The 19746-nt window shown below is 73.7% G+C and carries 17 protein-coding genes; 12 read left to right on the forward strand and 5 right to left on the reverse strand.

What is annotated here, in order from left to right; translation table 11 throughout:
- Positions 1–658: family 20 glycosylhydrolase (locus ACFWW8_RS16910; protein ID WP_386529379.1), on the forward strand; the 658-nt coding region annotated here is incomplete at its 5' end.
- A 26-nt stretch (positions 659–684) separates the two neighbouring features.
- Positions 685–2121 (forward strand): cellulose binding domain-containing protein, encoded by a 1437-nt coding sequence (locus ACFWW8_RS16915; protein WP_386529381.1) that lies wholly within the window; start codon positions 685–687, stop codon positions 2119–2121.
- Between the two features lie 101 nt (positions 2122–2222).
- On the opposite strand, the gene ACFWW8_RS16920 is transcribed toward ACFWW8_RS16915, so the two are convergent.
- On the reverse strand, positions 2223–2732 hold the full coding sequence (locus tag ACFWW8_RS16920; RefSeq protein ID WP_386529384.1) for a MarR family winged helix-turn-helix transcriptional regulator: 510 nt from the start codon (positions 2730–2732) through the stop codon (positions 2223–2225).
- Between the two features lie 98 nt (positions 2733–2830).
- On the opposite strand from ACFWW8_RS16920, the gene ACFWW8_RS16925 reads away from it, so the two are divergent.
- From ACFWW8_RS16925 to ACFWW8_RS16965, 9 genes are all read left to right on the forward strand, one after another.
- A complete protein-coding gene (locus ACFWW8_RS16925) occupies positions 2831–4012 on the forward strand; it encodes a PP2C family protein-serine/threonine phosphatase (RefSeq protein ID WP_386529387.1) in 1182 nt (393 codons plus the stop codon).
- A gap of 354 nt (positions 4013–4366) precedes the next feature.
- Entirely contained in the window at positions 4367–5656 is a 1290-nt protein-coding gene (locus ACFWW8_RS16930) for a PP2C family protein-serine/threonine phosphatase (RefSeq protein WP_386529390.1), read from the forward strand.
- Entirely contained in the window at positions 5638–7377 is a 1740-nt protein-coding gene (locus tag ACFWW8_RS16935) for an ATP-binding protein (RefSeq protein ID WP_386529393.1), read from the forward strand. Before ACFWW8_RS16930 ends, ACFWW8_RS16935 begins: the two co-directional genes overlap by 19 nt.
- Positions 7374–7832: a response regulator gene (locus ACFWW8_RS16940; protein WP_386529396.1), complete on the forward strand. Its 459-nt coding sequence runs from the start codon at positions 7374–7376 to the stop codon at positions 7830–7832. Before ACFWW8_RS16935 ends, ACFWW8_RS16940 begins: the two co-directional genes overlap by 4 nt.
- Positions 7833–7859: 27 nt before the next feature.
- Positions 7860–8222: an STAS domain-containing protein gene (locus ACFWW8_RS16945; protein WP_386529399.1), complete on the forward strand. Its 363-nt coding sequence runs from the start codon at positions 7860–7862 to the stop codon at positions 8220–8222.
- 107 nt (positions 8223–8329) lie between these two features.
- On the forward strand, positions 8330–8773 hold the full coding sequence (locus ACFWW8_RS16950; protein ID WP_386529402.1) for an ATP-binding protein: 444 nt from the start codon (positions 8330–8332) through the stop codon (positions 8771–8773).
- Between the two features lie 106 nt (positions 8774–8879).
- Positions 8880–10688: a diacylglycerol kinase family protein gene (locus tag ACFWW8_RS16955; RefSeq protein WP_386529405.1), complete on the forward strand. Its 1809-nt coding sequence runs from the start codon at positions 8880–8882 to the stop codon at positions 10686–10688.
- An 82-nt stretch (positions 10689–10770) separates the two neighbouring features.
- A complete protein-coding gene (locus ACFWW8_RS16960) occupies positions 10771–11724 on the forward strand; it encodes a YihY/virulence factor BrkB family protein (RefSeq protein ID WP_386529408.1) in 954 nt (317 codons plus the stop codon).
- A 63-nt stretch (positions 11725–11787) separates the two neighbouring features.
- A complete protein-coding gene (locus ACFWW8_RS16965; protein ID WP_386529411.1) occupies positions 11788–12636 on the forward strand; it encodes a phosphatase PAP2 family protein in 849 nt (282 codons plus the stop codon).
- A 41-nt stretch (positions 12637–12677) separates the two neighbouring features.
- Here ACFWW8_RS16965 and ACFWW8_RS16970 read toward each other — a convergent pair whose 3' ends face one another.
- From ACFWW8_RS16970 to ACFWW8_RS16985, 4 genes are read right to left on the reverse strand one after another with little or no spacing between them, the layout of a single operon-like run.
- Positions 12678–13061, reverse strand: coding sequence for a hypothetical protein (locus ACFWW8_RS16970; RefSeq protein ID WP_386529413.1), 384 nt, complete (start codon positions 13059–13061; stop codon positions 12678–12680).
- Between the two features lie 51 nt (positions 13062–13112).
- Complete coding sequence (locus tag ACFWW8_RS16975; protein WP_386529416.1) at positions 13113–15050, reverse strand: TerD family protein; 1938 nt, start codon at positions 15048–15050, stop codon at positions 13113–13115.
- 60 nt (positions 15051–15110) lie between these two features.
- Complete coding sequence (locus ACFWW8_RS16980) at positions 15111–17198, reverse strand: SpoIIE family protein phosphatase (protein WP_386529419.1); 2088 nt, start codon at positions 17196–17198, stop codon at positions 15111–15113.
- A gap of 14 nt (positions 17199–17212) precedes the next feature.
- The gene (locus tag ACFWW8_RS16985) at positions 17213–18265 is read right to left on the reverse strand and encodes a helix-turn-helix transcriptional regulator (RefSeq protein WP_386529422.1); all 1053 of its coding nucleotides are present in this window, start codon (positions 18263–18265) and stop codon (positions 17213–17215) included.
- Positions 18266–18633: 368 nt separating this feature from the next.
- Here ACFWW8_RS16985 and ACFWW8_RS16990 point away from each other — a divergent pair.
- A partial coding sequence (locus ACFWW8_RS16990; RefSeq protein WP_386529424.1) for an ice-binding family protein occupies positions 18634–19746 on the forward strand: 1113 nt, incomplete at its 3' end.

Below are 19746 nucleotides of genomic sequence, written 5' to 3' on the forward strand. Positions count from 1 at the left end.
CCCCTCGCCCCAACCCGGGTGCGGGGGCCGTCTTTTGTATAACCCCCCCCCCCCCCTTCGCGCCGGGGGGCCGGCCGCGGGCCCCGGCCCCGGCCCCCCCGCGGAGGGGCTGGCCGGACCGGCCGCCCTGCACGGCTGGTTCCTGCGGACCGTGTCCGCCCACCTCACCTCGCTCGGCCGCCGCCCACTCGGCTGGACCGAGACCGGCACCGAACTCCCCGCCGCCTTCACCGTGCTGCCCTGGCGGGACCCCGAACACGGCCGCAGCGCCGCCCTGCGCGGCCACGACGTGATCATGGCGCCGTTCCGCTCCACCTACCTGGACTACCCGCAGTCCGCCGACCCCGGCGAACCCCGCGGCCAGGACGGCGTCCTCGACCTGCGCGGCGTCTACGACAACGACCCCGCGCCCGCGCACTGGGAACCCGAGGCGGCCGCCCGCGTCCTCGGCACGCAGGCCCAGCTGTGGACCGAGTACGCGCGCACCCCCGCGGAGCTCGAGTACCTGGCCTTCCCCCGGCTCTGCGCCCTCGCGGAGACCGCCTGGTCGGCGCACCGCGACTGGCCGGCCTTCCTGCACCGGCTCGACCGGCACCGTACCCGGCTCGCCGCCCTCGGCGTGCGCAGCCGATCCCCGCACACCGTTCCCGCCCCGTGATCCCCCCACCCCGAGAGGAACGCACCATGCGAACCCCCACCCGGCGCACGAGCGCCGCCCTGGCCATCGCCCTGACGGCCGCCCTCGGCTCGGCCGCCCTGACCGCACTGCCCGCCGGCGCGGCCGGCGAGTCGGTCAAGGTGCAGTACCGCACCAGCGCCGCCGGAGCCACCGCCGACCAGGTCGAGCCCTGGTTCAAGGTGGTCAACAACGGCACCACCACCGTCGCCCTGAACCAGGTCAGGCTCCGCTACTACTTCAAGGCCGACGGCCCCGCCACCCAGTACCGCTTCGCCTGCTCCTGGGCGGTCAAGGGCTGCGCGAACATCACCGGCACCTTCGGCACCCTCGCCACCCCCACCGCGACCGCCGACCGCTACCTGGAGATCACGTTCACCGGCGGCGCCGGCTCGCTCGCCCCGGGTACCGACACCGGGGACCTGCAGTTGCGTTTCCACCGCGCCGACTGGCAGACCCTGAACCAGTCCGACGACTACTCCTTCGACGCGGCCCGCACCGCCTACGGCGACTTCGCCAAGGTCACCGCCCAGGTCGGCGGCTCCACCGTCTGGGGCACCGCGCCCGGCGGGAACACCCCCGACCCGGAACCCAGCCCGACCGGCCCCACGCCGGACCCGACCGACCCGGGCCCGTCCGGAGCCACCCTCTTCGACGACTTCGACTACGGCTCCCACACCGACCCGGCGATCGCCGCGCACGGCTGGAGCGTCCGCTCCAACGCGGGCGGGCCCGGCGTCCCCGGCGCCACCTGGGCACCCGAGAAGGTGACCTTCGCCCGGGAGGCCGGCAACTCCGTCATGAATCTGCAGACCTCCACGGCGGGCACCGGCGAGAGCACCAGGCACACCGAGGTCCTCACCCAGGCCACCAAGTTCAAGAACGGCACCTACGCGGCCCGGGTGAAGTTCTCCGACGCCCCCGCGTACGGCCCGGACGGAGACCGGGTCGTCCAGACCTTCTTCACCATCAACGACCTCAAGGCCCCCATGGCCGACGACTACGCCGAGTACGACTTCGAGTACCTTCCCAACGGAGGCTGGGGCGAGCCGGCCAACATCCTCTACACCACCTCGTGGGAGACCTACCGCCCCGACCCGTGGGAGGCCGTCAACCAGCACTCCGAGGCCCGGACCAGCTACGCCGGCTGGCACGACCTCGTCCTGACCATCGACAACAACGCCCTCACCTACTACGTCGACGGGCAGCTCTTCGGCACCCACGACGCCCGCTACCTGCCCGAGCGCCCCATGTCGATCAACTTCAACCAGTGGCTGATCGACCTGAACGGCCAGCCCGCCACCACGCCCCGCGCCTACGACCAGAAGGTGGACTACGTCCTGCACGTCAAGGACCGGGTCCTCACGCCCGCCCAGGTCGCGGCCAGGGTCGGCGCCTTCCGCACTGCCGGCACCACCTTCCAGGACACCGTCCCGAACGGCTGACACCCCGTCCGACCGGCGCTCCGGGGCGTACGACCGCCCCGGAGCGCCCGCGCGCCCGCGGGCACGCCCCGGCGCGCGTCCGGTCGCCTCCCGGCGCCCGCTCAGGCGGTCCGGGACTCCGCGCCCTCCGCGGGCCCCGGGGCCGGCAGTCGCAGCGGGGCGGCGACGGCATCGAGGAGGTCCGACAGCCCCACCGCCAGTGCGGCACGGGACGCTTCGGGCATGGCGGCCATCGCCTCCGCCAAGGCCTCCTGCCTGCGCGACCGCAGATCCCGCAGGTAGGCCCGGCCCCGCGCGGTCAGCCGCACCTGCGACTCGCGACGGTCGGCCGGGCTCGGGTTCCGCTCCAGGAAGCCGACCGCCTGCAGCCGGTCGCACAGCCGGGTGACGGAGGGAGGAGCCGCCCCGAGCAGCCTGCCCAGCGTGCTCAGGTTGATCTCCTCGTTCCGCTCGATGACGAAGAGGACCCGCGCCTGCGCGGAGGAGACCGGGGGAGCGCACACGGTGTCCCGGCCCCGCTCCCAGACGACCTCCAACAGCTCGATCAGCTCGCCGACCTCCAGGACCGCGGACGCGACCGGCCCAGAGGGGCGGATCGGCCTCTCGCGCATGTGACACTCCCTACCGGACGTACGAGTCGCCCGAGCCGTCGTGGGCGGCCTCGTGGCTCCCCATAGTGACAGTTTCGAGAGAGGCAGGGCCCAGGCCGGTGGCCAGACCCGAGGGAGTGGAGCGCATTCTGCGGAATGCCGCGCCGCACGCGCTGTTCGACAAGGTCCGGGACATCCTCGCCCAGAGGCACCGCGCCCACGCCGTCGAACTGCTGATGGCCGACTACGCCATGACCAGGCTCCAGCCGGTGACCGAGCTCCCGGACACCGCCGCACCCGTGTCCGTCCACACCAGCGCCCCGGGCCGCGCCTTCGGCGCGCAGGAGGCGTACGTGGTCACCGACCGCGCCGGCGTGACGGTGCACCTGCCGGTCAGCGTCCGGGGCGACCGCCTCGCCGTCCTGAGCGTCGGCCTCCCGGTGGACGGCTACACGTCGGACCTGCTCGGCGAGCTGCAGGACGTGGCCGACGCCCTGGCCCACGAGATCCTCGTCGCCGAGCGCGACACCGACGTCTTCCTCCGGGCCAGGCGTGCCACCCGACTCACCCTGGCCGCCGAAATGCAGTGGCAGCTGCTCCCCGGGCGCTCCTGCTCCCGTCCGGAGTACGACCTCGGCGGGCAGCTGGAGCCCGCGTACGCCATCTTCGGCGACTGCTTCGACTGGTCGACCTCCGCCGACGCGCTGACGCTGACGGTGAACAACGGCATGGGCGAGGGCATCGACGCCGCCCTGCTGACCAACCTCGCCGTGAGCGCCCTGCGCAACGCCCGCCGCGGCGGCCTCGACCTCGTGGACCAGGCCAGCCTCGCCGACCAGGCCGTCTACGGCCAGCACCAGGGCCGGCAGCACCTCGCCATGCTCCTGATGCGTTTTTGCCTGCGGACCGGCGAGGTCGACATCATCGACGCCGGCTCCCCGCGGATCTGGCGGCTCCGGGAGGGCGTGGTCGAGGCGGTCGAGCTGGAGGCCCAGCTGCCGCTGGGCATGTTCGAGGACACCGTCTACACCTGCCAGCGCTTCCAGGCCCTGCCCGGGGACCGTCTCTTCTTCATGAGCGACGGCGTCTACGACGTCGCCTCGCCCGGCGGCGAGCCGTACAGCCTGCACGCGCTGTCCCGGGCCGTCATGAACACCCGGCTGTTGCCGCCCTCCCAGGTGCCCCGGGCGATCCTGGAGGAGCTCGCCGGGCATCGCGGGCAGATCGACGCGGAGGACGATGCCATGGTCGTCTGCCTCGACTGGCACGGCCGGCCGGACGAGACGGTCCCGGACCCGTAGGACGCCCGCCACGGAGCCCCGCTCGGGCCGGAGCGCGGCCCCGGACAGGTGGCCCGGAGGTGACTCCGGACACGGCCCGGCCGGCCGCGGCGCCCCCGGAGGGAGCCGTCCGGGAGGCGGGCCGGGCCGCGGAACCCGGCCGGGGCACGGCCTCCGCCCCGCATCCCCGGCGGCGCCCGAGGAAGCGGCGGGGGAGGCGGAGCGCAGGGGGCGGCCCGGGCGGGGGAGGGCGAGGATAATTGACCAGTTAAAATATTGCCTAACGGCAAATGATCACTCTAAGCTCGCCCCGGACGTAACCGGCGCCCGCAGGGCGTCCGCGCTCTCTTGTGAGTGAGAAGGGAAACGAACGCCATGGGGAGCGCTCTGGGCCTGGGCTCGCAGTACCCGGCCGACCACGCGAGACCACCCGCGGTGCGCCCGCTCCGGCAGGCTTCCTCCGTCGACGTCGAGCACGACCGCTTCGAGACGCTGTGGGGCGGCCTGCCGCCCCACGTCCTGCTCATCGAGGACGACGAGGGAGACGCCCTCCTGGTCGAGGAACTGGTCGAGGACAGCGGCATCGCCGTCCGCCTGGGACGCGCCCGCTCGCTCGCCCACGGCCTGCGGCAGCTGCAGGCCGACCCGCCCCAGTGCGTCCTCCTCGACCTGCACCTGCCCGACGCCCAGGGCCTCGACGCGCTCAAGCGGGTGCTGGCCGCGTCCGCCGAGGCCGCCGTCGTCGTCCTCACCGGGCTCTCCGAGGAGCAGGCGGGCCTCGCGGCCGTCGCGGCCGGCGCCCAGGACTACCTGGTCAAGGGCCGTCTCGAAGCCGACGTCTTCATGCGCGCCATCCGCTACGCCGTGCAGCGAAAGCAGACCGAGCGCGCCGCGGCCGCCCTCCAGACGGGCCGTCTGCGCGCGGAGGAGAACGCGCGCCTGGAACGCGGCCTCCTCCCGACGCCCCTGCTGATCGACGACACCGTCTCGGTGTGCGCCCGCTACCGGCCCGGCCGCGCCCAGGCCCTCCTGGGCGGCGACTTCTACGACGTGGTCCAGACGTCCGACGGGTCCACCCACGCCGTCGTCGGCGACGTATCCGGACACGGACCGGACGAGGCGGCCCTCGGCGTCTGCCTGCGCGTGGCGTGGCGGGCGTTCGTCATGGCCGGCGCACGCGGCCAGGACCTGCTCGACCTCCTGGAGAAGATCCTGGTCGCGGAGCGGTCCGGACCCGAGATCTTCGCCACCCTGATCTCCCTGACCCGCCGGCCGGGCGACGGCCACGTCTCCGTGCAGCGCGCCGGCCACCCCGGCTTCCTGGTGCGCTCCGCGGACGGCGTACGCCTGGAGGCGGTCGCCGGAGGCCCGGCGCTCGGCATCATGCCGGACTGGGACTCCGACTGGCCCGTGACCGAGATCCCGGTCGAGCCGTCCGGCGCCGTGATGCTCTTCACCGACGGGCTGATCGAGGGCCGCACCGGCCCCGGCTCCCAGCGCCTCGACGAGCAGGGCCTGCTCGACATCGCCGGCCGGCACACCCACCTTCCCGCCGATCCGTTCGTCGATGCCCTGATCCACACCGCGCAGGACCTGGCCGCGGACTGGGGCGGCCTGGCCGACGACGTCGCCGTACTCCACCTCGAATGGAACACCTCCCCGTGACCCGCCCGGAACAAGCAGACCCCCCGACCGACCCCACCCCCCGCGACCGGACCGGCCTGCGCGGACTGAGCGTGCAGGCCTGGTTCATGACCGCGCTCGCCCTGCTCGCCGTCATGGTCCTCACCACGGCCGGCGTCGGCGCCGCGCTGCTGTCGAACACCACCGCGGCGGGTGACCGGATCGTCGACGGGATCGCCCCCGCCCAGCGGGACGCGCTCCGGCTGGAGGCGGCCCTGCTCGACCAGGAGACCGGGGTCCGCGGCTACCTCCTCGCGCGCGATCCCGCCCTGCTGGAGCCGTACGAGCGCGGCCGGGCGAACGAGTCCGGAGCGTCGGAGCGGCTCGCGACGCTGCTCGAGGGCGAGGACGCGGCGCAGGCCGACCTGAGGGCCGTGGAGGCCGCCGCCCGCGCCTGGCGCGACGAGTTCGCGACCCCCGCCGTCACCTCGGTCCAGGGCGGAGGCGCCGGCCCCTCCGTCCAGGAGGGCAAGGACCGCTTCGACGAGGTGCGCCGACGCATCGAAGCCCAGCAGACCCGGCTGGACCAGACCCAGGCCGACGCGCGCGAGACCTTCGGCGAGGCCCGCTCCGAGCGCGACCGCATCTTCCTGGCGATCGTCGCGGCCTTCCTGCTGACGGCTCTCTGTCTCGCCGTCCTGCTCCACGTGGGCGTCGTACGGCCGCTCGGCGCGGTGCGCGAGGCGTCCCGCCGCGTCGCCGACGGACAGTTCGGCCAGGCGATCCCCGAACGCGGACCGGCCGACCTGCGCTCGCTCGCCCAGGCCGTCGAGGCCATGCGCCGCCGTACCGTCGACGAGCTGGAGGCCTCCCGCCTCAACGCGGAGGAGCTCCGGCGCACGGCCGCGGACCTCGACGCGCAGGCGGTGGAACTGCGCCGCTCGAACGCCGAGCTGGAGCAGTTCGCGTACGTCGCCTCGCACGACCTCCAGGAGCCGCTGCGCAAGGTCGCCTCGTTCTGCCAGCTCCTGGAGAAGCGTTACGGCGACCGGCTCGACGAGCGGGGCGCCCAGTACATCGGGTTCGCCGTCGACGGGGCCAAGCGGATGCAGGTGCTCATCAACGACCTGCTGACGTTCTCCCGGGTGGGCCGGGTCCAGGACGCGCGCGAGACCGTCGCCCTCGACGGCACGCTCGACCGGGCGCTGCGCAACCTCGCCGCCGCCGTCGAGGAGAGCGAGGCGGAGGTCGTACGGCCCGAGGACCTGCCCGAGGTGGAGGGCGACCCCACCCTGTTCACGATGCTGTGGCAGAACCTCGTCGCCAACGCGGTCAAGTTCCGGGCGCCCGGGCGCACACCGCGCGTCGAGATCGAGGTGCTGAGCGGCACCGGGTCGGAGCCCGGGTTCCACACCTTCAGCGTCTGCGACAACGGCATCGGCATCGCCCCGGAGTTCGCCGAGAAGGTCTTCGTCATCTTCCAGCGGCTGCACGGCCGGGAGGCGTACGGCGGCACCGGCATCGGCCTCTCGCTCTGCAAGAAGATCGTCGAGCACTCGGGCGGCCGGATCTGGATCGACACCGACCGCGCGGAGGGCACGCGGATCCTCTTCACGCTGCCCGTGCACGGCACGGGCGAGCCCGCCGCCGAACCGGCCCCCGCGGCCGCCTCCCCCGCCACCCCCTCCGCGCCGGTCCCGGCCCGGACCCCGTCCTCGTCCCAGACCGCCGAACCCGCGGCCGCGGAAGGAAGCACCCCATGACCACCCCCAGCTCCGGATTCCGGGCCCAGCCCGCGGAAGTCCTCCTCGTCGAGGACGACGCCGGCGACGAGCTCATGACGCGCGAGGCGTTCGAGGACAACAAGATCGGCAACACCCTGCACGTCGTGCGGGACGGTCTCGAGGCCCTGGACTTCCTCTACCGCCGGGGCGACCACACCGGCGCCCCCCGTCCCGACCTGATCCTCCTGGACCTGAACCTGCCCAAGTACGACGGCCGGCAGGTGCTGGAACAGATCAAGACCGACCCCGAGCTGAGCCACATCCCCGTGGTCGTGCTCACCACGTCGGCGGCCGAGGAGGACATCCTGCGGAGCTACAAACTGCACGCCAACGCGTACGTGACGAAGCCGGTCGACCTCGACCAGTTCATCCGGGCGATCCAGCAGATCGACGACTTCTTCGTCACCGTGGTGAAGCTGCCGCGGTCCGTCTGACATCACGCAACGAAGAGAGTGGGGAACATGGACACGCACCACGCCGACGCGCGCAACAGCGTCGAGACGCGGTCCGAGGGCGACGTGCGCATCGTCGTGATGGCGGGCGAGTTCGACATGGACGGAGCGACCGAGCTGCGGACGGCACTGGACCCCGTGGCCGACGGCGTCGCCCGGTTCGTCCTGGACGTCTCCGGCGTGACCTTCGCGGACTCCACCGCGCTCAGCATCATGCTGCAGCCCGCACTGGACCGGCCCGTGGTCCTGGCGGGGGAGATCCCGAACCGGCTGGCCCGGCTGCTCGAAGTCACGGGCGCGAACCGGGCCTTCGCCGTCGCGCCGACCGTGGCCGAGGCGATCGTGCTCGACGTCCCGCCGCGCCGCCGCTGACCGGAGGGAGCGACCGGACGACAGTGACGTTTGCCTCTGCGATTGCGGGGGCGCGCAGGGGGCAAACGGGCAACGCCAGCCGCGAGGACACAGCCGAGGAGGTGAACGTGCGACCCGTGGAGAGCGGACCGGGGTACCCGGTCCCACGGACCGCCATGCAGGCGAGGGACCGTGTGCAGTCGCTCATCGAGTCGTCCGGGATCCTGCCGGGCGCCTCCGGTCCCGGAGCGGACGTGCTGAGCGACGCGCTGCTGGTGACCTCGGAACTGGCGACGAACGCCATCCGCCACGGCGGCGGGATCGTCGGGTTCAGCGCCTCCGTGTCGGCGGACGGACTGCTCCTCGCCGTCGCCGACGCCAGCGGCGACCACCCGGTCACCCTCGTCCGGCCGCTCGGAACCTTCCCCGTGGGCGGATTCGGCTGGCCCCTGATCTGCCGGCTCGCGCGGAGCGTGGAGATCCTGCCGGCCCCGTCCGGCGGCAAGCGCATCGAGGTACTGGTGCCCCTGGACGGCCCCCAGGATCCGCCACCGGCCTCCGACCGGCACTGATCCCGACCCCAAGGACCCGTCGATCCCGACGTACGCGCTGCCGCCGCTGCCGCAGTAACCCCTCGTGACGACGCATCATCCGGCCGGAAGGGGCAACACGTGCTCCATGAAGCGAAGATGCGCCGCGCCCGCGCGGGGAACCTGGCCGGTGCTGCTCCTCCCGGTCCAGGCCGCCCTGATGGTGGGACTGGGGCTCCTGGTCACGGGACCGGCCGCCGGCCACTGGCCGTTCTCGGAGGAGGACCGCGCCAACCAGGACCTGGCCGAGCGGCGTGCCGCGCCGGTCACCGGCGTCTCCGAATGGTTCTCCACGCTGGCCGCCACCGAGACGATCATCGGCCTGGCCCTGCTCTGCATCGTGGCGCTGCTGGTGCTGCCCCGCGTCGCCTTGCGCACCGAGGCGCTGTTCCTCGGCGCGTCGGTCGCCGCGCAGTCGGCGGTGTTCCTGGTGGTGACGATGGTCGTGGAGCGTCCGCGCCCCGAGGTCCCGCGGCTGGACGGGGCTCCGCCGACGTCGAGTTTCCCCTCCGGGCACGTGGGGGCCTCCGTCGCGCTCTACGGCGGGCTGGCCGTCATCGCCCTGCTGCGGATGCGCGGCCCCTGGCGGTACGTCGTCTCCGGCGCGCTCCTGCTCGTGCCGCCGGGTGTCGGGCTGTCCCGGATGTACCGGGGCATGCACTACCCCACCGATGTGGCGGGCGGCCTGCTCAACGGCGTGGCGACCCTCCTGATCATCGGGTTCGCGGTGCTGTACGGCAGGAAGTCCGCCGAGGATCCCGCGGCCCCCGCCGCGCGTGACGGCTCGTCCGTCTCCGCGTCCCCCGCTGCCGCTGCCGCTGCCTCCGGTTCCGCGGACTCCGGCCGCGCCGGTGCACCCGCCGGCCGGGCCGTCGTCGTGGTCCGCCATCCGCACGCCTGTCCCGACGCCCTGGCCGACCGGGTGGGCGCCGTGCTGACCGCCCGCGGATACCGCGACCAGCGCTGGATCCCGACCTCGGCCGAACGCCCCTGCGGCGCCCTGGCCGAGGAGATCGCCGCGCCCGGCCCCTCGCTCGTGGTGGTCTGCGGGGGCGACGGCACCCTGCGCGCCTGCGCCGATGTCGTGGCCGGTACGGGAATCCCGCTGGCCGTCGCACCCTGCGGCACCGGAAACCTCCTCGCCCGGAACCTGGGCCTCCCCCTCGACCCGGCCGGCGCCCTGGACGAGGCCCTGGCCGGCGCCAGCTTCGGGATCGACGTGGGCCGGGTCGAGGGCGACGGCCTCGCGCCGACCCGGTTCGCCGTCATGGCGGGCGCCGGGTTCGACGCCGCGATGGTCCGCGACGCCTCGCCGCGGCTCAAGTCCCGGCTGGGATGGGCCGCGTACGTGCTCTCCGCCCTGCGGCACCTCGGCGACCCCGGCATGAGGCTGTCGATCCGGATCGACGGGGGGCGCCGCCACCGGCGCCGCGCCCGCATGGTCGTCATCGGGAACGTCGGCACCCTCCAGGGCGGCCTGCCCCTCCTGCCGGGCGCGCGGCCGGACAGCGGACAGCTGGAGGTGGTGCTGTTCGACCCCCGCGGCCCCCTCGGCTGGTTCACCGCGGCCGGACACCTCGCCGTCCGGCTCCTGCGCGGCCGGGCCCCGCAGCGGCAAGGGGTGTCGGCGCAAGCGGGCGGGCGCCGCGAAGCCGGCGGTGCGCTGGAGTACTTCAGTGCCACCCGCGTCGACATCCGCTGCGCGGTACCCCAGCCGCGCGAGATCGACGGCGACGTCGTGGCCGACGGCACCCGGCTGACCGTCGCGGTCGAGCCCGGGGCGCTGCGGATGTACCTGCCCCGGCCGCCCTCGGCTCCCGCCGGGATCCCCGGCCCCACCACGGCCGTGGGCCGAACCGGGCGCCGCCGGGCGGCCCCCGTACACCAGCCGCGCTGACACCCGCCGCGAGCGGGTCCGGCACACCGCCGCACCCGCCGCACCGCCGCACCGCAGGAAACCGAACGAGGACAGGGGAACGATGGGCACCGCACGACGGGTACCGCAACGGCACGACGTGGCAGGCGAGGAGCTGTCCGGCGACGAGGCGTGGACCGCGCTGCGCCGTTACGGCAGCTGGAGCCTGGCCCGCGACTCGTTCGTCCGCTTCCGCTACGCCGACGGCTTCAGTCACGCCCGTGCGCTCGCCCTCCAGACGGTCCTGTCCATCGTCCCGCTGGCCATCGCCGCCGTCGGGCTGTCCGGTGTCCTGCACTCCGAGGACGTAGGGCGCATAGCCGAGCTCACGATCCGCCGGCTCACCAGCGGTCCGGGCCAGGCCGTGGTGGACGAGGCGCTGAGCGAGAGCCGCCGCCACGCGGGCAACGGGGGCCAGGCGGCGCTCTGGCTGGGGCTGCTCTTCTCCCTCTCCAACGTCATCACGGGCCTCTGCCAGGTCGAGCGGGGCGCCAACCGCATCTACGGCAACGAACGCGACCGGCCCTTCCTCGCCAAGTACACCCGCGGCCTCGTGATGGCCGCCCTGGCGGGCTTCCCGCTCGGGCTCAGCTTCATCCTCACGGTCCTGGGCTCCCACCTGACGCACGCGCTGGCGGAGGTCTACCACCTCGGCCCGGCCACCGTGCAGGCGTGGGAGATCCTGCGCTGGCCCGTCGGGGTCCTGCTCGCCGTGCTCGCCACGAGCGCGATCTTCCGGCTGGCGCCGCGGCGCCGCCAACCCGGCTACACCTGGCTGGCGTTCGGCGCCGTCGTCTACCTGCTGCTGTGGAACCTCGCGACCTGGGGGCTGAGCGTGTACGTCGGGGCGAGCAGCTCGTTCACCAGCGTCTACGGACCGCTCAGCGCCATCGTGTCGCTGCTGCTCTGGTCCTACCTCACCTCGATGGCCCTCTTCCTCGGCCTCGCGTTCGCCGCCCAGCTGGAAGCCGTACGGGCGGGAGTGCGGGAGCCGGTGCAGGCCGACCCCGGGGTCTGATCCCGTCCGGCGCCCGGTCCCGTACCGGCCGCCTCCACCGCGAACGAAGGGAGCGTCGCCACCATGGCACAGCGCACCGAACACCCCCGACGGCGGCTCCTGCGGAGCCTGGTCTCACGGCACTCGGGACCCGACGTGACCTTCGGCAGGAGGCTCGTGCTGGCCTCGGTCGCGACGGCCGCGGTGTCCGTGCCCTTCGCCCTCGCCCTGGTCCTGGTGGAGTCCCAGTGGGCCCCCCTGCACCGTCTCGACCGGACCACGGCCGAACGGCTCCACGCCACGGCCCTCGACCACCCGGGGTGGGTGCGCGTCCTGGAGGCCCTCACCGGCATCGTCTGGGACCCGGTGACGATGCGTCTGCTCGTCGCGCTGCTCGTGCTCTGGCTCCTGGTCCGCCGCGCCTGGCGGCTGGCGGCGTGGGCCTCGGTGACCGCGGTGGCGAGCGGCCTGACCGGGCTGCTGACCAAGGCGGTGGTCGAGCGGGCCCGGCCGCACCTGCCGGACCCGGTGTCCCACGCGCCCGGCTTCTCCTTCCCCTCCGGCCACGCGATGACGGCGACCACCTCGTGCGCGGTCCTGCTCCTGGTGCTGCTGCCCCTGGTGCCCCGTGCGTGGCGCCCGCTGCCGTGGGCGCTCGCTCTGGTCTCGGTGGTGGGCGTCGCCTACACCCGGGTCGCGCTGGGCGTGCACTGGGTGAGCGACGTCGTCGGCGGCTGGCTGCTCGGCCTCGCCGTCGTCACCGCGACGACGCTGGTCTTCGAGGCCTGGCGGGCCGACGCAGGGCGGCTCCGCACGACCGTCGCCGAGGGACTGGAGCCGGAGATCTCGACCAGTGATCCCGAACCGCCCGTGCACGTCGGGGACTCAGACGCGCCGGCGCACCACGACGACGCCGGCCGGCCGCTGCGCTGACCGTCCCGTACGCAGCGGTCCCCGCCCGGCGTGGGGCTCGGTCAGCTCAGGCCGAGCCCTCCGCGCACGCGGTCGCGGAGCAGTTCGTACTCCTCCCTCAGCCGCGCCAACGTCGGCGGCCGGGGTATGACGACGCCGCCGGTCACGATCTCCTTGGGGCCGAACTGTTCGCGTGTCAGGTCGATGTCGAGGCCCGGCCCGAGCCGGTTCCACCAGTGGTAGTCCGTGCGCACGCCGTCCACGTGGACCTCTCCGCGGATCAGTTGTCCGCCGAGCAGGTCGTTGAGCACCATGGCGGTGACACCGCACTGGTCCCGGGCGGGGCGGTCGGGGCTCCAGTGCGGCCGGTGGGCCGGCGTGCAGGTGTCGGGGCCCCAGCCGGCCCGGACCGCGCGCTCCACGTCGGTGAGAAGCAGTGGTTCCATGCCGCCCATCATGGCGGTGACCACTGACACGTGGCCTTCCGCCGCCGGGTCTCAGCCGGCGACGTCCACGCCGTAGCCGCGCGCCAGCGCGGCGAGGTCGTGGTCGTACCCTTGGCCGACCGCGCGGAACCGCCAATGCGGGCCGCGGCGGTACAACTCGGCAAGGATCAGGGTCCGTTCGGTGGTGGCGGCGTCCAAGGTGGCCTGCGCCAGGCGCATCGCCGCGACGCCCGGCGCCACGGTGACCTGGACCGGCCCGATGTCCCCGAACACCGTGCCGCCGTCGATCGCGGCGGCGACGACCACCCTGCGGGCCGCCGGGGGCAGGGAGCCGAGGTCGACGGCGATCGTCTGCTCGGTGGGCCCGTCGGTGTGGAGCCGCACGGCTCCGCCGGGGTTCTCCGGAGCGCCGTAGAAGACGAAGTCCTCGTCACGGGCGACCTGCTCGTCCTCGTCGATCACGAACGCCACGAGGTCGATCTCGCAGCCGGTCTGCTGCGCCCACGTGGCAGACACGGTCCAGAGGGCGGTCGGACCGCCCGTGCCGGGGAGGTCGGCGACGCCGCCCCGAGGCAGGATCCAGGGAGACCGGTCCTCCCCGCCGCCGGCCGCGGGGGACGCCGTGGGGGCGGGGGCGTCCAGCCAGTGCGCCGGGTGGACGGGCAGCTCGATGGACGCGATCCGGGCCATCCGCCGGTCGCGTTCGCCGCCGGCGAGGAGGACCGCGTCGGTGACGCTGGCCGAGAGGTTGACGGCCGCGGCCCCGCCGAGGGCCACGACGCGGGACCGGGCCGCGGCGGCGTCGCCGTGCAGGCCGCCCAGGACCAGGACCCGCCGCCCCGTCAACGGCTTGTCGGGGGCAGCGGGCGCGTGGCGGCGGGCGACCGGGACGGAGGAGGCGGCCGGGACGGAAGACGCGGCCACGACCGAAGACACGGCCGGGACGGAAGACTCGAGTGGGACGACCGGTACGGATGGGCGGGACGCGGGGGAGGGAGCGTCCGGGGGCGGGTCCTCCGGGCCGGGCGCCGGCTCCGCGGCCGACCCGGCCGCGGTGGACTTCGGGTCGTGAGGTGTGCCCGCCCGCACATCGGCCAGCAGCGCGAGGAACGCCGCCTCGTCGAGGACCGGGACGCCCTCGGCCCGGGCCCGGCGGGCCTTCTCCGAGGAGGCCGCGGTCCCATTGCTGACGAGCGCGCTCGTGTGCCGGCTCACCGAACCCATCACGTTCAGCCCGGCGGCGACGGCCCGCGCGACCAGTTCGGGCCGTGCGGTGACGGTGTCCCCGGTGACGGCGATCTTCATGCCTTGGTGGAGGGGACCACCGGGAACCAGCCGCCCGGGATTGCGATACGCGCACCGCGCCTTGGGCGGCTGCGGCGCGAAGCGCGGGTCCTGCCGGGGCGGGCACGCGACGAGCGGCAGTGGCAGGCCGAGCCGGGCGGCTTCCCGCAGCGAGGCGCGGAGGATCCCCGCCAGGACGAGCGTGTCGTCCAGCGCGTCGTGCGCCCTGGCCTGGGCCACGCCGTAATGGGCGGCGAGCGTGCCGAGTCGGAGATCGGCGGTGGGCGGGTCCACCCGCCGGTTGAGCGCCAACGTGCACAGCCGCAGGGCCACCGGAAGGTGGGACCGGGCCCGGGCGAACTCGTGTGCCAGGAAGTCGTAGTCGAACTGCGCGTTGTGGGCCACCATCACCCGGCCTTCGAGCAACGCGCCGATGCGGGGGGCGACCTGCTCGAAGGTCGGCGCGCCCCGCAGTAGTTCGGGCGTCAGGCCGTGGACGTGCACCGGTCCGGGATCGCAACCGGGGTTCAGCAGGGTCGAGAACTCGCCGGTCTGCACACCGTCCGGCCCCACGGTCACCACCGCTATGGACAGCACCCGGTCCCGACGGGCCGTCAGGCCTGATGTCTCCACGTCCACCAGGGCCCAGGGGAGGGCGTAGTCGTTCGGACCGGAGGCGTGCGGGGCGGCGGGAGCGAGAGTCATACCGGACAGGAATATCGGGCTCCCGGCCCGTCTTCAACCCGAACGCCGATATTCCGGACCTCACCCCACGGGCGGGAGGCCGTCAGGCCCGATGCGGGCGACGAGGAGGGCGATGTCGTCGTCGGCGGACGCCGGTACCAGGTGGGTGATCAGGGAGTCGCACAGGTGGTCCAGCGGCTGGTGCGGCTCGGAGAGCAGGCCGGTGAGCTCCTTCAGACGGTCGTCGATGTCGCGGCTGCGGGCTTCGATCAGACCGTCGGTGTAGAGCACGAGGACGCTGCCGGGCAGCAGTGCGAACTCGGTGGTGGTGAAGGGAACGCCGCCGACGCCCAGGGGAACGCCCGGCGGTGTTTCGAGCAGCCGGACGGTTCCGTCGGGCTCGGCCACGGCCGGTGGCGGATGCCCGGCCCGGGTGACGGTGCAGCGGCCGTTGGCGGGGTCGCAGACCACGTACAGGAACGTGGCGAGCATCGGCTCGGCCAGGTCGGCGAGCGTGGCCTCCAAGTGGTGCAGCAGCGCGGTCGGCGGCATGTCGAGGCGCGCGAGGGCGCGGACGGTGGCGGACAGGCGCCCCATGACCGCGGCGGCCGCGATGCCGTGCCCCATGACGTCCCCGATGAGCAGGGCGGCCCGGCCCCCGCTGAGGGGGAGGACGTCGTACCAGTCGCCGCCGACCTCGTTGACGTCGCTGGCCGGCAGGTAGCGGTGGGCGACCTCGATGCCGGCCGGCGGCGTCACGTGCTGGGGCAGCATGCTGCGCTGGAGGACGACGGCGGTCTCGTGCTCGTGGTGGTAGAGCCGCGCGTTGTCGATGCTGATGGCGGCGCGCCCGCCGAGCTCCGCGGCGAGGGTGACGTCGTCGGACCCGAACGGGCCGACCGGCCGGGTGCGGTAGAAGGTCGCGATGCCGAGCACCGCGTCGCGCGCGACGAGCGGGATCATCAGGAACGAGTGCACGCCGGCCTGCACCAGCTGGGCGGGCTTGGGGGAGTGCCGGGCGGCGGGGGCGACGGACCGCTCGTCGAGGCGCGAGATCAGGAAGGGCTGGCGGTCCGTGAGGGCCTGGGTGTACGGGGCGGCCGCCGGGAAGGTGAGGGTCCTGCCGCGCGGGGCCAGGATGTGGGTGACCGCGGACCCTGTCTGCGGCGCCTTGCCCAGACGCCGCAGGCCGATGCCCCCGGTCAGGCCCATGCCCGGCTCGCCGCCGTGGGCGAGCGCCTCCAGGACGTCGACCGTGACGGCGTCCGCGAGGTGCGGTACGGAGAGGTCGGCCAGCTCCTGCGCCGTCCGCTCCAGGTCGAGGCTGGAGCCGATGCGCGCGCTCGCCTCGCTGAGCAGGGCGAGCCTGCGCCGCCCCGCCTCGGCCTCGGTGTGGTCGTGCTGCTGCTCGGTGATGTCGAGGAGGGAGGCGATGACACCGATCGGCCGCCCCCCGGGGTCCTGCACGCGTACGTACGAGCAGGACCAGACGCGGTCGCGGTCCGGATCGGCCGGGGTGCGGCCGGTGCGCCGCCGGTCCAGGACCGGTTCGCCGGTCTCCAGGACCCGGCGCATGGCCTCCTCCATCTCGCCCGCGTTGACCTCCGGCAGCAGCTCGGCCAGGCGCCGCCCCACGTGAGCGGACTCCGGGAGCCCGTTCATCGCCTCCAGCGCCGGGTTGACCTGGAGGAACCGCAGGTGCGTGTCGAGGACGGCGATGCCGACGGGGGAGCGGGCGAACAGTCCGTCCCACACCGCCGAGGAGCCACGGATCCGGCGTGCCGCATGGGCGTCGGCGGCGAACACCAGCACCGCGGAGGCCCCCGGGCGCCGGTCGGTGACCGGGCACGCCCAGATCTCCAGCTCCAGCGGATGACCGTCCCGGTGCCAGGTGGTGACCGTACCCATCACCCCGCGTCCGGTGGCGGCCGTCTCCCAGAGCGACCGGCCCAGGGTGCGGTCGGCCCCCGGGTGCAGGAGATCGGAGATGTGCCGCCCGAGCACCTGGGGCGGGGCGTAGCCCAGAAGGTCCTGCGCGCCGTGGTTCCAGCGCACGATCTGCCCGTCGGCGCTGGTCGCCACGAGGGCCACCGGCAGGGCGCCCAGCCACCCGCCGGCGTCCTGGGCGGCGCTGCTGACCAGATCCTCCAGCGGCATGTCCTCATGCATCGCGCACCTGCTCCTCACCCGGCACGGCGGGCAGCTGTGCTTCTCCCACACCTCTCATCGTCGCCCTGGCCGTCGTGGGCCGCACGCCGGGTGCGGCGGACGGAGGACGGGCACGGCCCGTCCGCGCGGCAGCCCGCTCCGGCGTACCGTTCGGCGGCCTCGGTCAGGAACCGCCCGGTGGCGTCCGGCTCCGCCGCCCGGTGCCGGATGAGCCCGTACGCGGTCTCGTACTCCGCCACCTCGGACGGCTTGTCCAGATAGACGTCGCTCGAGAAGCGCTCCAGGTAGACCACGCCCGGGTCGGTGCCCCCGGCGAACTCCAGCAGCGAGAACTGTCCGGACACGCCGGGATGCGCCCCCGCGCCGTGCGGGAGGACACGCAGGGTGACGTTGGGGCGGGCACTCATCACGGCCAGGTGCTCCAGCTGCGCCCGCATGACGTCGGCGCCGCCGACGGCGCGCCACAGCGCCGACTCGTCGAGGACGACCCGTAAGCGCAGGGGCCGGCTCGGACCGGTGAGACGGTCCTGGCGGCGCAACCGCACCCTCAGGTGCGCGTCGATCTGCTCGGCCGTCGCGCGAGGGATCGTTCCTGCGATGACCGCGCGGGCGTAGGCGGGGGTCTGGAGGAGCCCGGGGATCACCAGGGGGTCGTAGGAGCGGAGCGACGTGGCCGCCGCCTCCAGGCCGATGTAGGCGCCGTACGGGACGTCGCCGAAGGTGTTCCACCAGCCCTGCCGTCCGGATTCCCGCGCCATGTGGATCAGGGAGTCGACGAACTGCCGGTCCTCGACGCCGTACAGCGCGCAGAGGTCACGTACGTCCCGGGGCTTGACGGCCCGGTGCCCGTTCTCCAGGAGACTCAGCTTGGGCTGGGAGACCATCAGGGCCTCTGCCGCGTGGCGCGCCGTCATCCCTTTGCTCTCACGGAGCTTGCGAAGCTCCGCTCCCAACCGGCGTCTCCCGACGATGGGATTGGGATGTGCTGCCACGGGACGCGTACCTCCGCTTCGGAACCTGTTGGCTGCAGATTGCCACGGGCCTGTGGAGAATCCGTTCTTCGCCACCCGGTCAAGGCCTCGGCACCTCTTGACCGCAGCGTCTCGGGGCACGGCGCACACGGCCGTTCGTCTGATGTCCCGCCTGTGTGTCCCCCCGGAAAGAGGAAAAGGCATTCCCTGTGAACGGGGTCACGGATGTAACGGATTTCCCGCGCATTTACGGGGCGTCGGAGCCGTCGCCGCGCGAATGTCGGTGCATTAGTGAGCTGGTACGACATTTACGCGCCCGAACGGGGTGTTCTTTCACGTCACCTGAATGCGGCGCACCGTGCGACCTATTGCTGCGTAATATGCCAGCGAAAAGGAATCGGCGGCCCTTTTCTCTCGGGTTTCGCCGATTGCGCCACCGTCCCCTCACAGGAGTTGGCCCCTCGATGACGTCGAACACTCCGGTTGCACCCCACCGGCGCACCACGCCGACATGGATCGCCGCGGCACTCGCCGCGGTGATCGGCTCTGTCGCAGTCGCGATGGTGCCGACCCAGGCGGTCGCCATCGCCACACCCGTACCCCTGGCCTCGGCAGACAGTTTCGCCGTCCTGGCCGGCTCGGAGATCACCAACACCGGTCCCACGGTGATCAACGGAGACCTCGGGGTCAGCCCGGGGACGGCCATCAGCGGATTCCCGCCCGGCCTCGTGAACGGGGTCCAGCATTCCGCGGATGCCGTGGCACTTCAGGCGAAGAGCGACCTGGTCGCGGCGTACAACAACGCCGCCGGACAGGCCACGGACGCCGCCCTGCCCCCGGACGCCGGAGGCCTGACGCTGGTGCCGGGCGTCTACACCGCCGCGTCCACCCTCGGGCTCACCGGCACCCTCACCCTGGACGCCCAGGGCAACCCCAACGCCGTCTGGGTGTTCCAGGTCGGCTCGGGGCTGACGACGGCCACCTCCAGCCGGGTGCTCCTCATCAACGGCGCTGCGCCCTGCAACGTCTTCTGGCAGGTGGGCAGTTCGGCCACCCTCGGCACCAACACCACGTTCGTGGGCAACATCCTGGCTCTGACCTCGATCAGCCTGACGACCGGGGCGACGATCGACGGCCGGGCCCTCGCCCGCAACGGCGCGGTGACGATGGACAACAACAGGATCACCCGGGCGACGTGCGCCGCAGGCACCACCGGCGGTACCACGGGCGGCCTGATCACCGGCGGCGTCGTCGCCGGCACGACCACCACGGGCGGCACCGCGACCGGCGGCACCACCACCGGCGGCACGACCGGCGGCGTCCTGGGCGGTGTCCTCGGCGGCCCGACGACCGGTGGAACCACCGGCGGAACCACCGGCGGGGTGCTCGGCGGGGTGCTCGGCGGTGTCCTGACCGGCGGTACCACCGGCGGCGCCCCGGGCGGCCTCATCGCGGGTACGACGGGCAGCCCGACCGCGGGCACGACCGGCGGGGTAAACGGCGGCACGATCGGCGGGGTCAACGGCGGTGTGATCGGCGGTCCGGGGCACGACCACGGCGGGAAGCCGGGTCACGAC

The organism is Streptomyces sp. NPDC058701, assembly GCF_042715295.1.
Classification (GTDB): Bacteria; Actinomycetota; Actinomycetes; order Streptomycetales; family Streptomycetaceae; genus Streptomyces.